Origin of the sequence: Paraburkholderia sp. (genome assembly GCF_049581445.1) — a bacterium.
Taxonomy (GTDB): domain Bacteria; phylum Pseudomonadota; class Gammaproteobacteria; order Burkholderiales; family Burkholderiaceae; genus Paraburkholderia.
In genome coordinates, this window is record NZ_JBAURZ010000061.1 from 1 (window position 1) to 21633 (window position 21633).

Consider the following 21633-nt stretch of genomic DNA (forward strand, 5'->3'; position numbering starts at 1 on the left):
GGCGAACCCGCGGCGCGTGCGCTTGCCGCACCTGGCGTCCCGTCTTCGACTGCGGTCAGGTTTTCCGGGGTGACGCCAGATACATAGGTATCCTCGGTAATGAATTGCGCCAGCGGGCCTGATTGCCCTACCGAGGTCAGATTGATGGTCGGAATTCTCTTGCGCGGATACACACCGCAGCGCGCTGTGCCGCCGCAGTCGATCACGACCGCAGCCATTTCCGACTCAGGGGGGGGATTGCGGAAGCCATCGACCAGCACGCCGCCTGTCATTTCGGCCAGGCGCTTCGCCAGTTCGGGGATGCTACCGCCCGTCACGGCGACAATCTTGTTGCGCTCCGGCGTAGGTTGAATGAAGAGCGGGCCGCCCCATCCATTGGGGCCACGCTCGACCTTCACGGTTCTGTATGCTCGTGTGTCCATTTCAGGTCTCCTCAGTCTCGATGTTGGATTGCCAGCAATGGCAGTGCATCACAGTTCGATGTTTTCACGGTGCGCCAGCATCTTGGTCAACCACTCGGTGAGGATGCCCTTGAGCAGATTCACGACGAGACCGACAATCAGATAGAACAAAGCGAGCTTCGGAATAGAGAACGCCAGAGCATGGGTTTCCGCCAGCTTGGTGAGACCGGCCGCCACGCCGAGCCAGACAAACAGTTCACCGGGGTTGCAATGTGGAAAGAGTCCGGTAATGGGGTGACACAGCGAGACTGCGGAATCGTAGAACGCGGGCTTGTGCTTCTCTTCAAGGAACACGCCAAACGTGTAGGCCATCGGATTGGTAAGGAAAAACATCGCCAGTAGCGGCAACAGCGTGTAGCGGGTCACGACATTCTTCGAGAAGAAGCGCGCGAGGCCCTGAATGCGCTGCTCACCGACGAGGGCGATGATCGTATACACGGCAGTCAACAGCACGATCAGCGTAGGCAGGATACCGACGACAAAGCCAACAAACGTTTTACCGCCGGCATTGAAGATGCCGATAAATCCCTCTGCGACATGCGTGAGCCAATCAAGCATGAACATGGCGAATCTCCCAGATGAACCGAAACGATCGCGAAAAGCTCCGCAAGGCGTAACACGGCGTAACCCGACGGAACCGGTAAGAACAGGCTGCTGAAATGCGTAGAAGGAAATCAGGTGGGCGCTTCGGCGGCGCGCTGGGCACGCTCGAGCGCATCAGTCGCGGCTTGCGCGATGCTGTGTCGCAGCTTCGAGGCCTTTAGCCGCGCGTTAAATTCGCTCGTCGTTAAACCCGTAAAGCCCTCGTGAGGACGGAAGCGGGTGAAGACGGTCAGGCCGGACATGCTGAGGAACTGGCAGACGCGCAAATCGGCGGACAACACGACAATGGCCACCGCGCCACGTCCGAGTTTGACCTTGCAGGAGCCAACGCCGAGGAAGCCGCTGTTCCAGCGACTCGCGGCACCGCGCACCGCGTCGGTGTAGCGGCGCATCTGAAACCACGAACCGACGAGTTGCAACGCCCAGAATACGGCCAGGGCGAGTAACGCACCGCGTATAAAGTCCATCGTTGTCTCCTGTCGATCAGAGTTGGTGCTTTACGCGCTACTCCGGTCCCATGCAAAGCTGTTGTTCGCTGGAGCCTTTCGCTACCTGAACAAGGTAGCGCACTGTCATGAGTGAGCCCTCTGGATCCAACTACACCACACTGCCAAGTGAACATCTTGTACTTCGAATAATACAATTGTTCACGCTGAATTTAATTGGGGAAAACGCCAGTCATCCCCTCTCAACGCTTTCCACTGTCCCACATACAGCATCAGCAGCGTATAGGACTCCGTACGCAGCCTCATCCTATCGCGGCACAGGCGGCCGTGCTAATCATTGATGCAGCCGCGATGTTCTGCACGACGAGGCGTGCCACTTCGGCCTGCGCTTCGACATACGGCAAATGACCCACGCCGGCGAAACGATGCACGGCGACGTGGCCAGGCAATCCCTCTGTATGCCGTAGCGGCAGGATGCGGTCCTGCTGCCCCCATACCACGCGCACGGGGATGGTCAGCGCGTTGAACAGGTGCCTCAGGTCAAGCATCTGCGTGCCGTCCGGAAAGAAGCGGTCCGCTACCACCGCGAGGCGCTCGCGAACCTCCGCGCTTTCCAGTTGCTGCGCGGCGGTGGCGACAAAGCCTTCGTCCATGCGCGACGGGTCTGCGAACAACTGCTTGAGCCAGGCGGCGAGACTGGCGCGCTGCGTCGCCTGGGTGATGCCGCGGATAAATGGTCCGTTACTCTCGGGGCCAAGACCCGCTGGAGCGAGCAGCGTTAGCGAGCGTACTTGCACACGAGTCGCCGTTGCCGCTGCAGCCAAGGCCAGCGCGCCGCCAAACGAATGAGCCACCAGGTGACAACGCGTTATGCCTGCATCGAGCAGCGTTTGCTCGAGCGCCGCGACCATCTCTTCCAACGAACCCGCTGCCTGCGCGCTGGATTTGCCATGGGCGGGCAAATCCACCGCCAGCATGCCCAGCTCAGGGCCGGCGACGCGAGTGAGTGCCTGCGAAAACGGTCGCCAGCTATTGGATTCCGCCGCGAAGCCGTGCAACAGCACGAGCGGATCGCCGCTTCCCTTGCGCAAGGTAATGCTGTGCAACGCCTGCTGCGGTGCGATCTTCCGAACCGCGCTGCCACCAGACGCTCCTGCTTGCAGCGCCGCACGCAGCACATCCTGCGCGGCGACGCGACCGTGCGGCCCGGAACCCGCGATGTCCACCAGTTGCAACCCTTGTTCGCGGGCGATGCGCCGCGCAGCCGGGGTTGCCCTTAGTGATTGCTCCGTTTGTGCCGCAACTTCTGCCTCGGTCTCATCAAGCGATGCAGGTTGATGCGATTGCGCCTCAGCGGTCTCTGCCCGCGGCGCAGGCGCTCCCTCTGCTGCTGGAACAGGTTCGCCGTGTTCGACCAGCGCTTCGCCCGCCGCGTAGATCCACGCTACCGCCGTGCCGACCGCCACCGACTTGCCGACGGGCGCGCTGATCTGCCGGATGATGCCGCTGGCCGGCGCGTCGATCTCCATCGTCGCCTTGCTGGTCTCGATCTCGAAGATCAGCATCCCTTCGCGTACCTCGTCGCCATCGCTGACGTGCCAGGCCGCGATCATGCCTTCGGTCATGTCCATGTCGACGCGCGGCAGAATGACTTCGGTCGGCATGTCAGTCCCTCCTGCCTACGATGCGCCGCGCCGCCGCAACGATGTCGTCGATCTGCGGGACCGCTGCTTTTTCCAGTTCCGGGTTGTACGGCAGCGGACAGTCGGCGCCGCCGAGGCGAATCACCGGAGCGTCGAGGTAATCGAAGGCTTCGCTTTCGCAGGCAATCGCGGCTATCTCCGCGCCGATGCCCAGTTGCTGCACCCCCTCGTAGACGCAAATCAGGCGCGACGTCTTGCGAATACTCGCGATGATCGCCTCGCGATCGATCGGCCGGATGCTGCGCAGGTCGATCACTTCGGCATCCACACCTTCCTGCTCCAGCCGCGCCGCAGCTTCCAGCGAGCGGATCGCCATCATCGAGGTCGCCACAATCGTGACGTCGCTGCCCACACGCCGGACGGCCGCCTTGCCGATCGGCACCGTGTAGTAGCCTTCCGGCACAGGCCCTTTGCTTTTGTACAGCAGCTTGTGCTCGAAGATCATCACCGGGTCCGGGTCTTCGAGCGCTGCCAGTAACAGACCCTTCGCATCGTGCGGTGTGCTCGGCTGAACGACTTTCAGGCCCGGCACGTGAGCAAACCAGGCTTCGAGGCTCTGGCTATGCTGCGCAGCCGCGCCCGTTCCCGAGCCAGCGGGAAAGCGCATCACCAGCGGCACCGACGCTTCACCGCCCAGCATGAAGCGCATCTTGGCGGCCTGATTGGCGATCTGCTCCATCGCCAGGGTGGCGAAATCGGAGAACTGGAATTCGTAGATCGGCCGCGAGCCGGTCATTGCCGCGCCCACTGCAACGCCCGCGCCTCCCAGTTCCGAAATCGGCGTATCCATCACGCGGTCGGCCCCAAAGCGCTGATAAAGATCGCCGGTGACCTGAAACGCGCCCCCGTAGATGCCAATATCTTCGCCCATGAGGAACACGCGTTCGTCACGCTCCATCGCGATCGCCATCGCTTCCTGAATGGCCTGGGCGTACGTCAACTCGCGCACTGCGTCATGCGCCTCTTCTTGCGCGGCATCGTTGGTTGCTTCACGCGTCTTTTCAAGCACGTCCGCTGTCATTGCTCGCTCCCGCTGGTCGATGCATATACGTAACGGGTCAGTTCGGCGAGAATCGGCGCCGGGCTGTTCTGCGCAAACTCCAGACCCGCTTCAATCTCCGCCTCGACTTCTTCGCGCAGCGTGGCAACACTTGCCGCATCAAGCAAGCCGCACTGCAGCAATTCGCTCTCGAAACGCACGATCGGATCGCGCCCACTCCACTCCTCAATTTCTTCACGCGTGCGGTAGCGGTTCCGGTCGCTCTTCGAGTGGCCGCGCAGGCGGTAGGTCTCGCATTCGAGCAGCGTTGGGCCTTCACCCTTGCGCGCACGCGCCACGGCCTGCTCACTGGCTTCGAGTACATCGGCAAAGCTGTTGCCGTCGACCGTCACACCCGGGATGTCGTAAGCCAGTGCTCGCTGTGCGATGTGCGGCACAGCCGTCGAGCGTTCTACTGACATCGACATGCCGTAACGGTTGTTCTCGCAGACGAAGATCACTGGCAGCTTCCAGATGGAAGCGAAGTTCAGGGACTCGTGAAAGGCCCCCTCGTTATTTGCCCCGTCGCCGAAAAAGCACATTACTACGCTATCCTTATGTTGCTTCTTCACGGATAGCGCCGCGCCCACCGCAATCGGCATACCGCCGCCGACAATACCGTTGGCGCCCAGGTTACCGCGGCTCACGTCGGCAATGTGCATCGAGCCGCCGCGTCCACGGCAGTAGCCGGTCTCCTTGCCGAAGAACTCCGCGAACATCCGCTTCGGGTCCGCGCCTTTGCCGATGCAATGTCCATGGCCGCGGTGCGTGGACGTGATGTAGTCCTCATCGGTGAGCGGCAGCGTTGCGCCAATCGCACTCGCCTCCTGGCCGATGGAAAGATGCATCGTGCCGTGGATCAGACCACGCATGTAGGCTTGTTCGGCGCTTTCCTCGAAACGCCGTACGAGGTACATCTTGCGCAAGGCTTCGCGCAATGTCTCAGGATCGTGACGGCGAAATACCGGCGGCATCGCCGTGGCCGCTCTGGTGGGCATCGCTTCCAGGGTTTGCTGCATGTCCTTCCTCCTTGATTAGCCGGTGTTTGCGCGGATCACGCACCGATCACGCGACGGCGAGCGGCTTGCCGTACACCATTTCGTCCTGCAGGCGACGCAAGGCGACGATGGGCGACTCGGCGTCCACTGCGCAGTTGCGATAGGTCAGCAGCTCACCACGGCGAATCGGCTGCGTGACGCGGCCGTTTTCGATCAGGCCGCACGGCACCGCATCCTGGGCACGCGCATCGCCCACCGACATGGCCCACGCGCGATAGGTGTATTCGCCAATCGCGTCGAGCCGGTCACCGGGTTGCAGGTTCTTCTTGGCGACGGCGCAGACCTCGACCACCGGCACCGGCAACGGCTCCATGTCGGCGCGGCGATACAGCACCGAGCGCGCGCAGGTGAGCGGCACTTCGAGGCTGGTGAGGTGATACGGACGATAGAACGTGTAGTACGGCCCTTCGCCGAGCTTCAGGTCTTCCATGCGTTCGCGCAGACGCGGATGCGCCAGTTCCGCGACGACGAATACACCCGGTGCGACGCCCTTGCCTATCGTGTAATCCACCACGCCCTTGCGCGAGAGGATGCCGCCGTCAGCTTGCGGACAGAGCACCTTGTGCAACTCGTCGAGCGTTGCCGACGGGCCGTGCATGCCAGGCACGTCCGGCGTAAGGCCAGTAGCGTTGCCAATCGCCGCCATCTCGACAGCGGTTTTTGAACCGTCGACGAACTCCACCAGCATGCGCGGGTTCATGTTGCGGCGTTTCGCTTCGTCCATATAGATGTCCGGCGTGGCGTCGATATTGAGCGGGTTGTTCTTGCCCTTGCCCGCTGCGACGATCGGATAGCCAAGTGCGCTGACGAACTGGATCAGTTCGATCGTGGAGCTGGGTTCATCGCCCGCGCCGAGCGAATACACCACGCCGAGCCGCTCCGCTTCGCGCCGCAGATAGGCGCCGATAGTCACATCGGCTTCCACGTTCATCATGACGAGGTGCTTGCCGTGCTCCATCGCGAGCAGGCCGATTTGCGCACCGACGGCGGGCTTACCGGTCGCGTCGATCACCACGTCGATCAGGTCGCTCGTACAGACCGCGTTGACGTCCTGCGTAATCGCGATCTCGCCCGCTTCGATCGTTTGTTCGATAGCGCTGCGTGAATCCACCATCCGGTAGCCCGAATCGGCGCCGTTCGCGACCCGCACGGCCGCGCGTGCGGCTTCGGGGCGCAGATCGGCAATCGCGCCGATTTCCAGGCCGTGCATCTGCCGCACCTGGGTCACGATGTCCGTGCCCATTTCGCCGCTGCCGATCAGACCAATGCGAATCGGACGGCCGGTAGCGGCACGCTTTTCGAGGTCGGCCGCGAGGCCGCTGGGGGTGATGTTATGCATGGGCATGGCTCCTGAAATTCGGCGCTTGAACGCGCCACGGAAGTGCTGACGGGCGCTGGCCCGTCTTGATTTCGGATAGCACTTTTGTATTTCACAATAGCACTTTGTTCACGCGAGGGACAAGGTCGATTTTGGGTAAAACTGGTTTTTAGGGATCGGGATTAACCCGGATCTGATAGGCGTGAACAGGCGCTTCAGGCAGTCTGGGCGGGGGTTTGCGCGGGTTTTGGGGGGAAATGCGTGGAGGCGGGAGCGCGCAGCGACTCTGTGCGAGCGTGGGCTAATTGCCTGAACAAAAGCCGTCGCGGTGACGCGGGTCAGCGAGATAAAACGGTGCGGGAAGGCGCAAGAAGGGCTATGTCAGCGGCGCCGAAAATCGGGCCGCTGCGGGGGTCTGTGTGCAGAGGAATATGGGACGTGCGTGGCGTTCCAGGTGGTTTGCCTGGGTGGTTTGCCTGGGTGGTTTGCCTGGGTGGTTTGCCTGGCTAGCGCGCCGAGATCAAACGCAGAGTTCAACCGCCGGCATCAAACGCGCACATGAAGCGCTCGGACCTCTCGCCTCAAGCCACGCTTAAAGGATTTCAGTCCTCCCCACTCACCCAGCACCAGCCAGTTTCAGAACATCTTTGGCGGTGTACTCATCCGTGATCAGCACAGTAGGCCTGACCATCTTCAACGCGCCGTACAGCGCCTGCACCTTGCTGGCGCCGCCCGCGGCCAGCACACGCACGGGCACCTTGGCGATGATATCGAGCGGAACCGACATCACCCGCTCGTTGATCGGATGATCGACCAGTTTGCCGTCCGCATCGAAGAAGTTGAATAGCACGTCGCCCACCGCGCCCGCCTTCACTACCGAGGCACGGTCAGCGTTTGAAATGAATTTCGACAGATGCGCAGTCGCATCCGCCCCCATCCCGGCCGCGCCGATCACGACCGCGTCGAGCGACTTCGCGAGTTCGAAAATATCGCCGAGACCGCAGTGCTCGATAAGGGTCTGACGCGTGGCCGCGCTATCTACCACTAGCGGCGCGGTCATCAGATAGCAGTCCGCCTGGAACAATGACGCAAAACGCCACGCGAACTCCGCCGGGTTGAATTTGCGCGCTTTCATGATGCCGCCGAGCAGCGACACGACCGACAGATTCTCCACGGTCCGCTCATTCATGAATGCCAGCGAGCTTACCAGGGTGCGTCCCCAACCCACGCCAATTCGCATGTTGGGCCGCACCAGGGACGACACGTACGCGCCGGTTGCGGCCGCGACCGGTCCTGTCGCGTCGGCGCCGCGCGCCGACAGCGGCACGACGATGGCTTCCTCGACGCCGAAACGGCCTTCAAGTAGACGCTCCGCTTCGACGCATTCAGCCAGACGATCGCCGATGGTGATTTTCACCTCGTTACGCTCACGCGCAGCGGCCAGCAGGCGAACGACGGTCACGCGCCCCACCCCCAGTTTCAGGGCGATTTCGTTCTGCGTCATTTCCTCGACGAAATACATCCACGCGGCCCGCAAACGCAGTCGGCGCGCGGGATTCTGTTCGTCGTTTTCGACGCTTTCCGTGGCAACGCTCGCTTTCTGCAACCTCGGCTCCTATGATGAAAAAAGTCAGTCTAACGGCTGAACACTTGTGCTATCTTAACTTCAAATGTTGCAACATTGAGACGCCCATGGAGTCAAAATCTCCCTTGCCACAGCATCTTGGCCGCGACATCAGTCAGATCGGGCTCGCGCTGCGGGATTGTGCGCGTCAACTGCGTTACGCGGCCCGCAATGTGCCTGGGCCGATCAGGAGCGAGCGACCTGTTGCCGCGCGCCCGAGTTCTGCGCCCCCGCTTAAGCCCCCTTCTTATTTGTCGCTGGAATCGGTCGCGCATCTCGCGGACGACCTGATCGAAACAGCCGAGTCATTTGCGAGTCACGCCGTACCGACCTTGCAGGATCACTGGAAGTCGCCCGTGCGTCTCGAGTCGCTCACGAGCTACCTCGAACTTTCTACCGGTTCCGCGAAGGCGTTGCGCAGATTCTCGATGGCCTACTACGCCGCAGCCAAACGCATGATCATGCAAAGCGGTGCAACGGACGTGCTGATCTTCGAGCACCGCATCAGCGCCACACTCGAACGCATGGGAGTCGCGTTGACGGGACCGCAAGCGGACGAGGAAGAGGCCAGGCCACTCGCCACTGCGATTGCTTCGCGCAGCGCGCTCTGTCTTGCGTGCGCGCAACTCGTCTTGTCGCTGATCGAGATGCAGCCGATTCGCAGCACGCGTTTCGATACGCTTCCCGATGCAAATGCGCCGTGGTGGCTGGTCACTGAACCCAATGCCTATGTGTTCCTGATGCTATCGCTTGCGTCGCTCGCGAAAGACACCTGTCCATCAGGCGTTCCCACCGAGCCCGATGCCGCGACGCGCTTTTTCTCCGACGTGGTGGGTGCGCGCGAAACGGCCTTCAGGCAGGCGCTCAAGGGACCTGAACCGCTGCAGGCGCTTACCCACGAAATTGAGTACGTGATCACGCATCTTTGCTGAAACCGGCGCTGCAGGCGCGCCGAGGAGCCGTGCGAATGAGTCAACCGATCTGTAGCATTGGGGCGCAGGAAATCGCTACGTGGAAACGCGTGCAGAAACTGACACTGTGCCGCCAGCTATTGCAACGATGCTGCGAGGAATACGGCGAGCGGCACTCGCTGCAGATGGAAATCGACGACCGCAATTTCACCACTGCGTTTTTCGAGTGGCTCGATGTCATTACGCATCACGCGGAGTATCGACACCAGAATCCGCTCGACTACTTCCATTTCGCGTTCGGTGTGCTGCTGCGCGACCTGCTGCGCGAGAAGGCGATTCGCGTGAAGGGGGACGCGTCCATGCAGTTACGCCCTTCACCCGACAATATCGCCGACTGGTGGCCCGCCGGTTACGTGTTGACCTACTTTTGCGTGGGCACGCTCAGGCATGCGCTTCGCGAAGAGTGCGTAACCGAAGTGCAACCCGCGGACGCCCTCTCGCAGCCAGCGGTCTGGCAATCGTTCCGGGAAAATATCGTCGAGGAACCGGGACTCGCGATTGCCTACTTCGACAAGTTCATGGGGATCGAACCGAATTGGCGAGAACCTAGCCAGGTCATGAATCGGCCCGCTGCGGCGCGACACGAATCGAAAGTCTGATCCTTCGCATTCCTGCCGCGCAACGAGCCGAATGGTGTTCCATCAGCGCGCAAAAAACCTGCTCAGTAAGCGAACTTCACGTAGCTTTCCCCGCCCTGAACCGTATCGGTAGCGTCGACCCGAGGCATATGCCGCAGCAAGCGCCTGGCTCGCGCGCCGAGTCCTTCGTATACATCGCGCGGTACGTCGATGTTAACTTCCGGCCTGAAGTACCAACTCCGGCTATAACCAATGACAACCATCGGACGCGGCCAGTCGGTGTTATTCGGCGTGCCGCGATGCAACGCCCTCACGTCACGGATCATGACGTCACCGAGTTTCATCGGAATGGCGTGCAACGGAAGCTCGCCGGCCACGTAGGCCCGCATCGCGTCCTCGGCATTCATCTTGTGCGTGCCAAGTGTCGTTTCGAAGGGACCGTTATCTATCGTCACATCGCAAAGCGGAAAATTGACCGCGAGTTGAAACGACGGCGTTTCCGGCAATCCGTCGAACAGAGCGGGGGTATCGCGGTGCACGTCCTGATACGTTGAACCCCTTAGGGGCGTATCCGTTGCGAGTTGGCACATGACCGGATCGTCACCGGCAACGCGCTCGACGATAGCCAGCACGTCGGGGTCGCAGAAGATGCGTTCATCTGCGAACAGGCCAGCAAACGGCAACGTGATGTAATGCCGATTAGCGCCGCGCACGGCTGTCTCGCCCTGCAGAAGTCGCTGTTCGAGAATGCTGTCGAATGCCTGCCGCCACTGCAACAGCGTGTCCTTCTGGAAGTGCTGGGTCAGAAGGACCATCCCATCACGCTCGAATACGCTCGCGAAAGCGTCGAGCGCCGCATTTGAATAACGCACCGAAAGTACCTCTCCGTCTTAAGCGCAACACCCTGCGTTGCACAGAATGTTGCCACGAAAGAACGATGCCAACAACGCCGGCGTCAGAAGCCATTGACGACGGCTGCATCAGCATCGAACAAACCGCCGTTGAGTTCAGGGACGCCATGCTTCAGGAAGCCTGGGTCCCCGAAATATCACGCGCGCTTCAAGCTCACGACCCTGAGGCCGCCACGATTGCGAGAGCCGGGCAATAGTGGGTGGCGGTCAGATACGGCGTTTGCTGGGAACGCACGCCAGCGGCACTGGACGTAGGCGGATCGATATACACAGTCGCATTGTTGGATCCAGCGGGAGCTGTAAAGGTCATCGACACTTTCCACCAGTTGCCAACCTTCACTGCGCTGACCGACGTCGCCTGACCACTACCCCACGTCCCTCTCACCGCAGCACCCGTGTTGGTGTTCACGACCCAACCGAACTCTGTACCGTTAGAGTCGTCCGTTTGCACCGAGCCACCTGGGAACACGGTCGCGTTAGTCGTCGCCGCGACGTAGTCAGTGAACGTATACGTCTGGCCGCCCTGTACGCGGATGATGTCATGGATATTGGCAACCGATGAGCCGTTCGTGGCGGTAACCGAGCCCGCATCCTGGGCATTGCCCGAGATACCCGTCGCAGGCACCGCGGTGCCGCCGTTGGATTGCGTCCATGCATCCGGGGTAGCGAGATTCAGAGGCGAATTGACCAGATTGTTCGCATAGCAAGCGGCCTTGACCGGATCGGACGGCGGTCCGTAGAAGCTTGCGATGCTCGCCTGAATTTCGTTGTCCGTTGCATCCGATGACATCCTGGTCAGTACCGCGCCTTCGAAGAATTCGATCGGAGCCGCGCTACCATCACCACCTTCGCCGAGCGACAAACCGCCCTGCCACTGTCCATTGAAGGCGTGACCTGCTGAGTTGCTAAAGTTATACGCTTCCGGCGGCGCCTGCTCAAAATCCGTCGTCAAGGTCGCCTGCGACGACGCCCCTCCTTTGACAGCAAACAGATTAGAGGCCGTCACGGGTGAGTATTTAGCAAGCACCGTCATGAACTTCTCACCCTTGGGCTGCTGTGGACCGTAAAGGTAGACGCCCGCCTCTGCATCGACACCGGGCCAGTTGATATCGAGCCCATTACATACGGGGTCCTTGGTGGTAGGTGACTGGGCCGAATCGCCATCGCAGTAGCCGAACACGGCAGCGGCGCCATTCGAGTACGCCAGTGCGAACATTTCACCTTCGATTTCTCCATGCGCGTAGGTGCCGGGATTCGCGCTGTTTTCCATATTGCCGTACGTGCCGCAGCAGGTGGACGACTGGCCGTAATGGGCGCCAGCGACCATATATTCGGCGATCTCGCTGTCACCAATCGACTGGTTCACCGTACCGAACCGGTTGCGGTAGGCTTGCCCCGCCAACGTCGCCAAAGCCGGAATCTGTCCGCCTTGAAGATTCATAAACGTGAGCTTGGCGGGCGAACCGGGCAGCGCCGGCAGATCGTTACCGATCGAGATCTGCTCGGTCGGCGCCGTGGCCGTCAATGCGGTCGGTGGCTGGGACAGTTGAACAGTTAGCGTCCCGGCAGTGCCTGGAAGCGTGATCGTCGCAAAGCCGTTGAGGACCGGAACGGTCATCGCCTGTGACGACGAACTGCTCGGAATAGTCAGTGACTCTGCGCCGGTCGAACTGAGCGAAAGCGTGGCAGACACATTGCCAAACGTGCCGCCCTTAAGGGCTGAGACCAGGTCAATCTGATCGTAGACGTACGTGATGGAACAGGCCGTGTTATTGCAGAAGGAGTTGATGCTTTTGACATTGGCTGAGCCGATCTGGCTCGCGCCGTCGCTTTTAGGCAAGGTACTCGCCGTGTACGGGTAGACGTTCTGCGTTGTGCCGTCAGACGCGCGTTGAAGCTGGAACAGCGGACCCGTGTAGTTCTTCGTCAGCAGACGCACCACGCTGTGAGCTGCGGAACACGCTGTGCCCGCGGTGGCAGCAGCATCGCAAGGCAACGGTGTTTTCGCTGCGGAGTCCGTCGATGCATCGACATTGGCTTGCGTTGCTGGACTCGCTGGCGACGAACTCGCGTTCGACACGCCGGTTGCCTGCGCAGCCGGCCCGCTATCGCCGTTACAGGCGGCAAGCCCGACCGTCATCCCCAATAACAGGGAAATTAATCCCATTCCTCTGGACATCATGACCTCCTCCTATTAAACCGAGCTTCGGATAGACCCAGAAAAGTTAGTTATGCAAACTTATTTAACTAGAATCGTCACTGATCAAGCAGGTGTTCTTCAGAACCGTCAATCATTCCCATCGCTAAAAATGGGCTGCAGGGTGGCAAGAGAGGCTTGAGACGGCGGCCAATTGAGGGGCTGTGAAACGTTTGCGCAAAGAGCCGCCCTTGCCCACCAACATCCTGTGCAGCACGCCGCAACTTAACCTCGTCGTCTCCGGGGTTGTCGCATCGATTAGGAGTCCACGGGGCAGTGCCCCGATGCCAAGAGGTCGTAGCGGACTCGTCGAGTAATAATATTACTCAATATTATCGATTTTCCTTGTTGGGACAATCCCTTACATGGTGTGCACAGATGATGCACTGCAGCGTCCACTGGGTAGTCCGGGCAGCGAGAGCAAGGGAGGCCGAGGCCAATATTATTGCTAATATGACCTTTCATATTGCAAAAGAATTTATTACGTTTTTATGCCGACTTTAGCTCGCGAACGACTGAACGTACGCAGCGGCGAGCTGCGATGAAAGTAGCGGCGCGCCAGATCGTCCGCCGATACATGCCGCACTTCCTCAAGCCGGCTTCGCGGGCCATCGCCAGTATTTCCGGCGGCGTGAAGAAACGAAAGCCCTGACGTGAGCATTCATCCTCGTGTCCGATTTTGTCCTCTTTCTGTCTTTAAACACGCTCGATACCTGCGATATCCCAGTCTATGATGCAACTCTCTACCCTTGGAGCTCCACAAAATGTCCGCACTTAACGCCGCCAGATCAGCGCTCGTCATCATCGATGTGCAGGAATCGTTTCGTCAGGCACCCTTCTGGTCTGACGCGGATCTGCCGGACTTCAAGCGAGCCGTTCTACGGCTGGAGCGCGGCGCGCGCGAGCACGGCGTTCCCGTGGTCCACATCTTCCATATCGGCAAGGCCGGTCCGTTCACCAAGGAGTCCGGTTTTGTCACGCCGCTGGCCTGGCTGCCGGACTCCCCCGATGCCGTATTCGAAAAGCATACCCACAATGCATTCACCGATACCGGGCTTGACCTATGGCTACGCCGCCGCGGTATCGGCCATCTCGTCATCACCGGCATCCGTACCGAACAGTGCTGCGAGACTACGACGCGCGTCGCATCCGACATCGGGTATGCCGTTGATTACGTGACCGAAGCCACGCTCACGTTTCCAATGACGCACGCCGGCACTGGCCGCATCTATTCGCCAGCGGAAATCAAAGCGCACACCGAACTGGTATTGGCTGAGCGCTTTGCCCGCATCGCCGACGTCGACGATGCACTAACCGGCTGGCAATCACAACGCGCGTCGTAATCGTGAACACGTCCGTCTGGTTCGTGCTGACACCGCCTGTGTTGCTGCTCGACTATGCGGGCCCCGCCGAGGCGCTGCGCATGGCGGTGGATTCGGGTGCGCCCTTCGATCTGCATCATTGCGCCCCGCTGCCGCGCGTGGCGACATCGCTCGGAACCACGCTAGACGGGCTCGATCCGCTTCCGGACGCACTGCCGCCGAACAGTCTGGTGGTGGTCGTGGGCACCAGCGAAACGCCAAAGCCGGGAACAAGCAAGGCATTCGATACCGTCACGAACTGGCTCAGAACGGCACCCGCAGCCGATACGCGCATCGCCAGTATTTGCTCCGGTGCCGTGCTGCTAGCGCGCGCGGGACGGCTCGCTAACCGTCGCTGCACCACTCACTTCAGCCTGGTGGACTTGCTCAAGCACGTGGAGCCCACAGCGCGCGTGCAGGACGACTGCCTGTTCGTCGACGACGGCGACGTGCTGACGAGCGCAGGCATCACGGCGGGTATCGATCTGGCGTTGTATCTGATCGAGCATTACGCAGGCGCGGAACTGGCCGCAGAGATTGCGCGGCGCCAGGTGGTGTATCAGCGTCGTGGGGGCGAAGAGACACAACTCTCGCCCTGGCTCGCGCATCGAAACCATATGCATCCTGCGGTACACCGCGCTCAGGATGCGATCTCGCAAGATCCCGCCCGTCCCTGGAACGTGACCGATCTTGCACAGGCCGCGCACGTCAGCCCCCGGCATCTCAGCCGACTCTTCGCCGAGCATGCCGGTGTCACCATCCTGGCCTATCAACAGAGCCTGCGTGTGGCGCGTGCGGAACAACTGCTGGCGCGCCCGGAACTCACCATCGAACGCGTGCGGAAGAAGCCGGATTCGCCTCGGCACGCGATTTCCGCCGCGTGTGGCGGCGCTATCGCGATACGGCGCCCGGGCGCTCAGCTGCGCGCGCCCGCTGATGTTCAGATCATCTGCGTGGGCGATGATCTGCACAACACTGCAGCGGGTAGAATTCAGGGCTCCAGACTGCGCGAGCAGCCTTAAGGTGGTGCATGCACAATCCCGCAACGACAACACCCACGTCAGATAGCCAATTCGCCGAACTTTCCGCTACAGCGTTGCACGGGCCATTGCGGCTCGAGTATCGCTGGCTCAATGCGCAATTGCGCGAGGCGCCCATCGCCGTGTTCCTGCACGAAGGGCTCGGCTCGATTTCGATGTGGAAGAATTGGCCGCAGACGCTCTGCGACCGGCTCGGGCTGCGAGGTCTTGTCTATTCGCGGCCAGGCTACGGCCAGTCAACGCCGAGACCCCACGACACAACATGGCCGGTCGACTACATGTCGACTCAAGCGCACGATGTGCTGCCCGCCCTCCTTGACGCACTCGAGGTAGACGCTAACGAGCGCCGTCGTATGTGGTTGATTGGCCATAGCGATGGTGCGTCGATCACGCTGCTCTACGCCAGCGCGTTTCCTGAGGCACTGGCGGGCGCGGTAGTGATCGCGCCGCATGTGTTCGTCGAGGATATTGCGGTCGAAGGCATTGCAGCGACAACGATCGCTTACCAGACGACAGATATGCGCGCGAAGCTGAGCCGCTATCACGCCGATGTCGATTCGGCGTTCTACGGTTGGAGCGACACCTGGTTGAACCCCGCGTTCAGGACATGGCGCATCGTCGACGCCTTGGCCGCCATTCGCTGCCCGTTGCTGGTTGTCCAGGCCCACGACGACCACTATGGCACGATGGCTCAGATCGAGACCATCGCCGAACTTGTACCGGGCGCAGAATGCTTGCAGTTGGAGCAAGGTGGACATTCACCGCATCGGGATGATCCCGAGACATTGACTCACGCAATCGTCAGCTTTATTGCCAGGGAAAGCCGAGGCCCACTGCCTGATTAAGAGCCGGCCAACGCGAAGATACCGTTGCGCCGCGACATCCACCCAACGGTATCAAGGTTTCCTAAAACATCGGATGGGCCGCCGGATAGAGTGCGGTTCTCAACGCGAGTCCACCGAGTACCACAAAGATAACGGCAGCAAGGATGTGAACGGCCTTCGTCGGCAAACGGTCGGCGAACTTGTGTCCAAGGTAGATCACCGGCACGTTCGCCAGCATCATACCCAGCGTCGTACCCAGAACGACGCCGAAGAATTCGTGAAATCGCGCGGCAAGCGCGATGGTGACGATTTGAGTCTTATCGCCCATCTCGGCAAGAAAGAACGTCACAGCCGTCGTACCGAAGACCCCCATGGTGTTTTTTGTCACCGCTGTATCGGCGTCGTCCAGTTTGTCCGGAATAAGAATCCACACGGCCATCACTGCGAAGGACGCGACCACGGCCCAATTGAGGATGCTCGGATTCAGAATGCTCGCGAGCCATGCTCCTAGCGCACCGGATGCTGCATGATTGATCAGTGTCGCAGCAAACACCCCAAGGATGATCGGAATGGGCTTGCGATAGCGCGCGGCCAGCACGAGGGATAGCAGTTGTGTCTTGTCGCCAATTTCGGCGAGACCGACGACGCTGGTCGCTACGAGGAAGGATTGCATGGGACGTTGTACCCGGGCCGCGCTGACAAAACGTGATGACGCGCATTCCGGCGACCCGGTTAGGTCGGAATGCGTGTCATCGGTCTTGCCAGGCACTTGGCTGCGTACGCCATGGTGAGTCTCTTCGACTTCCCAAGTATGTTGACGTGCGCCCTCGAACATCGCGTTCGAGGCGGCTACTCCCCAATGAGCAGGCGCGATTCTATCGCGCCATAAGTGAGCAATGCAACCTTTCAGCCTGAATGATTACAAAAGGCAACGACTTCGGGGTGAAAGCCGGTGGTGACTGGGACGGGTTCAAGGTTAAAGCTTGCGCCCATCACGGCCGTCCTGGGCAGTTTAAGGCGCCCACGAACTCCCGCCACGATGCATTCAAGCGCGTTCCTCTGGCTTTGGCTATGCTTGTGCATGACGCTTCACGGCGCGGCCCCCTTGCCGCGGCGCCGGGAGGTCGTTCGACTACCCTGACACGCAAAGGAGTCTCAAATGGCGATTGAAACAGTCTTGTACCGTGCTCAAGCGCACGTCACCGGCGGACGCGACGGAAGTGCGACGATTCCCGCGAGCAACCTCAATCTCAAGCTGACTACCCCGAAAGAACTCGGCGGCGGCGGCGGAGACGGCACGAACCCCGAGCAACTCTTCGCGGCGGGATATAGCGCGTGCTTCATCGGCGCGATGAAACACGTCAGCGCGCGCGACAAGATCGCCTTGCCGAAGGACGTCGCGATCGACGGCAATGTCGGCATCGGACAGATCCCCAATGGATTTGGCATCGAAGTCGAGCTGAAAATCTCGCTGCCGGGCATGGACCGTGCGGAGGCGCAAGCGCTGATCGAGAAGGCGCACGTTGTCTGTCCTTATTCGAATGCGACGCGCAATAACATTGATGTCAAGCTGACGCTCGTCTGAGCCGAGCATCGTCACGCGCCTGGTCGCGTGCAAGCAGCGGGTTCGTGTCGCGCGAAGCGGCGCGGACCCGCTGCCGTCTTTTCCGGTCTCCCATTCGCGCAATCAACGAACCCGCATGCTCGCGTTCAGGTTGCGCTGCCCGGAGCCTGGATCATCTTCCAGCCATTGCCAGCGGGGTCACGGAATCCGGCATCGACGCTGCCATAGCGGTCTACCGGCTCCTGAGTAAATTCCACGCCTTTGGCTTTCAGTTGAGCATAGGTAGCGCGGCAGTCGGCCACGGAGAGCACCAAGGGCGGCATAGCCCCCTTGGCGACCATGGCGCGCAGGGTTTGCGCGGTGGCCTCGTCGTGAATGGGCGGCCCAGGTGTGAACAGGCCGAGCTGGAACGAGGGTTGATCCGGATGCTGGACGGTGAGCCAACGATACGGACCATTGCGGACGTCCGTGTGAACTTGGAATCCGAGTTTGTCTACATAGAACGTGAGTGCTTCGTCCTGGCTGTCGACGTACAAGCCCACCACATTGATACCTTCGTTCATAGCTCCTCCTTGGTTGATTGCCGGAGTCTATCTTTGGCTCCGCGGCGGCGCTTCTCCAAAACTGCGATGGTGAGATCGGGGCGCTGCGCGGCCTTCAGGACACAGGCCGGCACGCGATCGGGTTGAGGGATGTCGCTCTGGGCGTCGAGGCGTACAGCGCTGGGGCTGCGGCCGGTGATGTCGTGGAAGGTCCGGCCGAAAGTGCCCAGACTCTCCCAACCGGTAGAAAAGGCAATGTCCGTGATGCTGAGTGCGCTGTCTCGCAGCAGGCTAGTGGCCCGCTCGATGCGCCGTGTCAGCAGGTAGCGGTGCGGTGGGACGCCGAAGGCTCGCTTGAAGGAGCGCGAGAAATGGGCTTCGGAGACCCCGCTGACCTCGGCCAGGCGCTTGACGGGCCACGCCTCGTGCGAGGCGGCGTCCATACGGTCTTTAGCGCGTAGCAGGCGACGCAGCAGGGCCGGGTCTTGCAATGCGTCGGCGCTGGCCGATCCCGGGGATAAAACAGGCGGCTGGATATGGTGGGCTTTGCGAGGCGGCATGCGTTTCGAGAGGGCTGGCAGCGTGCGCATAGTTTAGGCCCCAGCCCGGTTCGCGACTACGCCTGCACTGATAACCGACAGCGCGACCGCATCTAAGGGGCCGTGTGTGTTTGTGAAGGCATGCCTTCGCGCTCGAGCCACAAGCGAAACAGCACGACCAGTTCATCCCCGTACTTCGCATCCGCCACGTACGTGCAATAGCTCCGCGAAGGCAGGCGCGGACTGGCAAACGGCGCGACAAGCCGGCCTGCAGCAAGGTCGTCCGCTACCAGCGCAGTCGGTCCCATCGCGATGCCTATTGCGTCGGTGGCAGCTTGCAACGTCAGATAGAAATGGTCGAAGGTCAGAGCAGCAGCCGGTCTGAGTGCAGGGATATTTGCGCTCGTCAGCCAGTCCGGCCAGAGCCGCGGAAGGCTCGACGTGTGCAGCAACGTATGCTGTCGCAGATCATCCGGCGTCCTAAGCGGTAGGCGCTTTAACAACGCAGGACTACAGACCGGGATCCGCTCTTCGGACAGGAAAGGCTGCATCGAGTAGCCATAGAACGTATCCGGACCGCCCCGGATGATGACGTCATAGGGTTCTTTCAGACTCTCCACCGGCTCGTTCGATGTCTCCACCTTCACGTCCACGTCTGGATGCAAGGCGCGGAACTTTGCCAGTCTCGGCACCAGCCAGCGCAAAGTGAACGTTGCGAGGCTATTCACGGAGAGTGTCCGCGAGACCGTCTCGGGTACACCGTATCTCGCAGTCGCCTGCGACAGATGCTCGAACAAGGGACCGATTTCCCGAAGGTAGACCTTCGCCGCCGGAGTCAGTACCACCTGCCGGTTGTGCCGTTCAAACAATGGCGCCCCAAGCCATTCTTCGAGCAGGCGCACGTGCTGGCTCACCGCACCGTGAGTGACGTGCAATTCGGCTGCGGCTTCCTTGAAGCTACCGAGCCGGCCTGCGGCCTCGAAGGCCCGCAATGCATTGAGTGGAGGCAAGAGCCGTTTCATTCACGAGAGTTTATCTAACGCGAACGGCTAATTTATCTGGTTTGCGGGGCTGCCACAAGATAGATATCCTACTTACTACCCTTTTAGCCCGGAATCCGCATGCTCAGTTACACCGGCGGCATTGTCCTCGTTGCCGCCTTGCTCCACGCTAGCTGGAACGCGATGCTGCACGGCAACCGCGACCGGTTCCTGTCCATGACGTGGATGAGCATCGCCATCGCGGCAGTATCCACGTTCGCCGTTCTGGTCATGCCGTGGCCGGCCAGGGCGGCATGGCCGTACATCATTGCGTCGGGGCTCGTGCATATCGTCTACAACGTGAGCCTCGTGCGGTCGTATCGCCGCAATGATCTCGGGCAGGCGTATCCGATTGCGCGAGGCTCGTCACCGTTACTCGTCACCCTTGGCGCGGCGGTCTTCGCGCATGAGACGATCGGCCCCTTGCATGCGCTCGGGATCGCGATGATATCGGGCGGCATTATCGCGCTCGCGCTGCAGGGGAATCAGGTATCTCGCGCGGGTTTACTGGCTGCGCTGACGACGGGCGCGACGATTGCGACCTATACGGTGATTGACGGCATGGGCGTGCGCTTATCCGGCGGGGAGTCGTCCGCGTACACCGCGTGGATGTTCACGCTCTATTGGCTGATGCCGGTGCTGTTTGTTGCGACACGTGGGCTCCCGGCACTGTGGACGCCAGTACGGTCCGCGCCCATGTCGGTCGGCTCGTCGCTCGTTGGCGGTCTGGTATCGATCGCGGCGTATGGCATTGTGATCTGGGCGTTGCAGTCGGGAGCGATGGGCGCAGTATCGGCGCTGCGCGAGACCAGCGTGGTATTCGCGGTGCTGATTGGGCGAGTGTTTCTGGGCGAAGCGGTCAGTGGCAAACGCGCGCTTGCGTGTGTGGTCGTCGCGGCTGGAGCGGTTTGTCTGGGGCTTTGATCCAGAATCCAGCCACGTAACCGGTGCTGCAGCCTGGCGGACTGGGCGCGCCTGACGTTACTCGAGCGGTCGTCCGAGACCGCTCGCTAGCGCAAGTAAGCGCAGAGTTACGCTTGTCCGGACTGCACGGATCAGAACTCCTGCCAGTCCACAGCCCCTGCATTCGCTGTGGCCATAGCGTCGCTATCTGCGCTCGCAACGGATGTACTCGGCTCTTTTCTCGAGGCACGAACAGGCGCGCGGCTTTTCGGTGCCGAAACCGCCCTCGGCGCCTGGTTCTGGCGCTCAACGTGGCGTGGCGCAGATGACCTCGTATCGTCGATTTTGAAGAACGACACCGTCTCACGCAAGGCGCGAGCCTGTTGCGCCATCGACTGCGCCGCCGCTGAGGCCTCTTCCACCAGAGCGGCGTTTTGTTGGGTCACCTGGTCCATCTGGCTGACCGCCTGGCTGACCTGCTCGATTCCCGTGCTCTGTTCCGCGGATGCCGACGAAATCTCACCCACGATGTCCGTCACGCGCTTGACCGCCCCGACGACCTCACTGATTGTGCGCCCCGCTTCTTCGACGAGTTTCGAGCCGGCATCCACCCGGCTCACCGAGTCCCCGATCAGATCCTTGATCTCTTTGGCAGCCGTGGCGCTACGCTGCGCGAGCGTACGCACCTCACCGGCCACGACCGCAAAGCCCCGGCCCTGTTCGCCCGCGCGCGCCGCTTCGACCGCTGCGTTTAACGCGAGAATGTTGGTCTGGAATGCGATGCCCTCGATCACTGAGATGATCTCGGACATTTTGGCCGAGCTACCGGAAATTTCCTGCATCGTCTTAACCACGCGGCCGACCACCTCGCCGCCGCGCTGCGCCACGCCCGAGGCCGTGCCGGCCAGTGT

General features: G+C 61.0%; 21 protein-coding genes, 1 pseudogene and 1 riboswitch. Of the genes and pseudogenes, 7 read left to right on the top strand and 15 right to left on the bottom strand.

From position 1 onward, the window contains the following. From WCA85_RS04460 to WCA85_RS04495, 8 genes and pseudogenes are all read right to left on the bottom strand, one after another. Positions 1-422: pseudogene (locus tag WCA85_RS04460) on the bottom strand (PTS glucitol/sorbitol transporter subunit IIB); the annotation flags it as partial. A gap of 48 nt (positions 423-470) precedes the next feature. Then, positions 471-1025, bottom strand: coding sequence for a PTS glucitol/sorbitol transporter subunit IIC (srlA, locus tag WCA85_RS04465; protein ID WP_424061964.1), 555 nt, complete (start codon positions 1023-1025; stop codon positions 471-473). A gap of 110 nt (positions 1026-1135) precedes the next feature. Beyond that, positions 1136-1531, bottom strand: coding sequence for a transcriptional regulator GutM (locus WCA85_RS04470; RefSeq protein ID WP_424061965.1), 396 nt, complete (start codon positions 1529-1531; stop codon positions 1136-1138). Positions 1532-1812: 281 nt separating this feature from the next. Continuing rightward, positions 1813-3174, bottom strand: coding sequence for an acetoin dehydrogenase dihydrolipoyllysine-residue acetyltransferase subunit (locus WCA85_RS04475; RefSeq protein ID WP_424061966.1), 1362 nt, complete (start codon positions 3172-3174; stop codon positions 1813-1815). Between the two features lies 1 nt (position 3175). Further along, positions 3176-4234, bottom strand: a complete 1059-nt coding sequence (locus tag WCA85_RS04480) for an alpha-ketoacid dehydrogenase subunit beta (RefSeq protein WP_424061967.1) — start codon at positions 4232-4234, stop codon at positions 3176-3178. After that, on the bottom strand, positions 4231-5271 hold the full coding sequence (locus WCA85_RS04485) for a thiamine pyrophosphate-dependent dehydrogenase E1 component subunit alpha (protein WP_424061968.1): 1041 nt from the start codon (positions 5269-5271) through the stop codon (positions 4231-4233). Before WCA85_RS04485 ends, WCA85_RS04480 begins: the two co-directional genes overlap by 4 nt. A 46-nt stretch (positions 5272-5317) precedes the next feature. After that, positions 5318-6649, bottom strand: coding sequence for an NAD(P)H-dependent oxidoreductase (locus WCA85_RS04490; RefSeq protein WP_424061969.1), 1332 nt, complete (start codon positions 6647-6649; stop codon positions 5318-5320). A 595-nt stretch (positions 6650-7244) separates the two neighbouring features. Continuing rightward, positions 7245-8234: a sugar-binding transcriptional regulator gene (locus WCA85_RS04495; RefSeq protein ID WP_424061970.1), complete on the bottom strand. Its 990-nt coding sequence runs from the start codon at positions 8232-8234 to the stop codon at positions 7245-7247. A gap of 86 nt (positions 8235-8320) precedes the next feature. Here WCA85_RS04495 and WCA85_RS04500 point away from each other — a divergent pair, with 86 nt between their 5' ends. Together WCA85_RS04500 and WCA85_RS04505 are read left to right on the top strand one after the other, a co-directional pair. Beyond that, complete coding sequence (locus WCA85_RS04500; RefSeq protein WP_424061971.1) at positions 8321-9184, top strand: hypothetical protein; 864 nt, start codon at positions 8321-8323, stop codon at positions 9182-9184. Positions 9185-9219: 35 nt separating this feature from the next. After that, entirely contained in the window at positions 9220-9822 is a 603-nt protein-coding gene (locus WCA85_RS04505) for a hypothetical protein (RefSeq protein WP_424061972.1), read from the top strand. Positions 9823-9884: 62 nt separating this feature from the next. On the opposite strand, the gene WCA85_RS04510 is transcribed toward WCA85_RS04505, so the two are convergent. Both WCA85_RS04510 and WCA85_RS04515 read right to left on the bottom strand, forming a co-directional pair. Next, positions 9885-10673 carry a phytanoyl-CoA dioxygenase family protein gene (locus WCA85_RS04510; RefSeq protein ID WP_424061973.1) on the bottom strand — a complete coding sequence of 263 codons (789 nt, stop codon included), beginning with the start codon at positions 10671-10673 and terminating at the stop codon, positions 9885-9887. A gap of 193 nt (positions 10674-10866) precedes the next feature. Then, entirely contained in the window at positions 10867-12894 is a 2028-nt protein-coding gene (locus tag WCA85_RS04515; protein ID WP_424061974.1) for an arabinofuranosidase catalytic domain-containing protein, read from the bottom strand. A 779-nt stretch (positions 12895-13673) separates the two neighbouring features. Here WCA85_RS04515 and WCA85_RS04520 point away from each other — a divergent pair. Genes WCA85_RS04520 through WCA85_RS04530 form a run of 3 tightly spaced genes read left to right on the top strand, consistent with a single transcriptional unit; the run spans position 13674 to position 16155 of the window. Further along, positions 13674-14252: a cysteine hydrolase family protein gene (locus WCA85_RS04520; protein WP_424061975.1), complete on the top strand. Its 579-nt coding sequence runs from the start codon at positions 13674-13676 to the stop codon at positions 14250-14252. A 2-nt stretch (positions 14253-14254) separates the two neighbouring features. Then, positions 14255-15292, top strand: a complete 1038-nt coding sequence (locus WCA85_RS04525; protein WP_424061976.1) for a GlxA family transcriptional regulator — start codon at positions 14255-14257, stop codon at positions 15290-15292. Positions 15293-15300: 8 nt separating this feature from the next. Continuing rightward, a complete protein-coding gene (locus WCA85_RS04530) occupies positions 15301-16155 on the top strand; it encodes an alpha/beta fold hydrolase (protein WP_424061977.1) in 855 nt (284 codons plus the stop codon). Positions 16156-16216: 61 nt separating this feature from the next. On the opposite strand, the gene WCA85_RS04535 is transcribed toward WCA85_RS04530, so the two are convergent. After that, entirely contained in the window at positions 16217-16807 is a 591-nt protein-coding gene (locus WCA85_RS04535; RefSeq protein WP_424061978.1) for a TMEM165/GDT1 family protein, read from the bottom strand. A 14-nt stretch (positions 16808-16821) separates the two neighbouring features. Continuing rightward, a riboswitch (yybP-ykoY riboswitch) is annotated at positions 16822-17004 on the bottom strand. A gap of 289 nt (positions 17005-17293) precedes the next feature. Here WCA85_RS04535 and WCA85_RS04540 point away from each other — a divergent pair. After that, a complete protein-coding gene (locus WCA85_RS04540; protein WP_424061979.1) occupies positions 17294-17719 on the top strand; it encodes an organic hydroperoxide resistance protein in 426 nt (141 codons plus the stop codon). 125 nt (positions 17720-17844) lie between these two features. Here the strand turns inward: WCA85_RS04540 and WCA85_RS04545 are convergent, their stop codons facing one another. From WCA85_RS04545 to gcvA, 3 genes are all read right to left on the bottom strand, one after another. Beyond that, entirely contained in the window at positions 17845-18261 is a 417-nt protein-coding gene (locus tag WCA85_RS04545; protein ID WP_424061980.1) for a VOC family protein, read from the bottom strand. Then, positions 18258-18800 carry a helix-turn-helix domain-containing protein gene (locus WCA85_RS04550; protein ID WP_424061984.1) on the bottom strand — a complete coding sequence of 181 codons (543 nt, stop codon included), beginning with the start codon at positions 18798-18800 and terminating at the stop codon, positions 18258-18260. Before WCA85_RS04550 ends, WCA85_RS04545 begins: the two co-directional genes overlap by 4 nt. 92 nt (positions 18801-18892) lie before the next feature. Further along, positions 18893-19801 carry a transcriptional regulator GcvA gene (gcvA, locus tag WCA85_RS04555; protein WP_424061981.1) on the bottom strand — a complete coding sequence of 303 codons (909 nt, stop codon included), beginning with the start codon at positions 19799-19801 and terminating at the stop codon, positions 18893-18895. Positions 19802-19900: 99 nt separating this feature from the next. On the opposite strand from gcvA, the gene WCA85_RS04560 reads away from it, so the two are divergent. After that, the gene (locus tag WCA85_RS04560; protein ID WP_424061982.1) at positions 19901-20743 is read left to right on the top strand and encodes an EamA family transporter; all 843 of its coding nucleotides are present in this window, start codon (positions 19901-19903) and stop codon (positions 20741-20743) included. Positions 20744-20874: 131 nt separating this feature from the next. On the opposite strand, the gene WCA85_RS04565 is transcribed toward WCA85_RS04560, so the two are convergent. Beyond that, a partial coding sequence (locus tag WCA85_RS04565; RefSeq protein WP_424061983.1) for a methyl-accepting chemotaxis protein occupies positions 20875-21633 on the bottom strand: 759 nt, incomplete at its 5' end.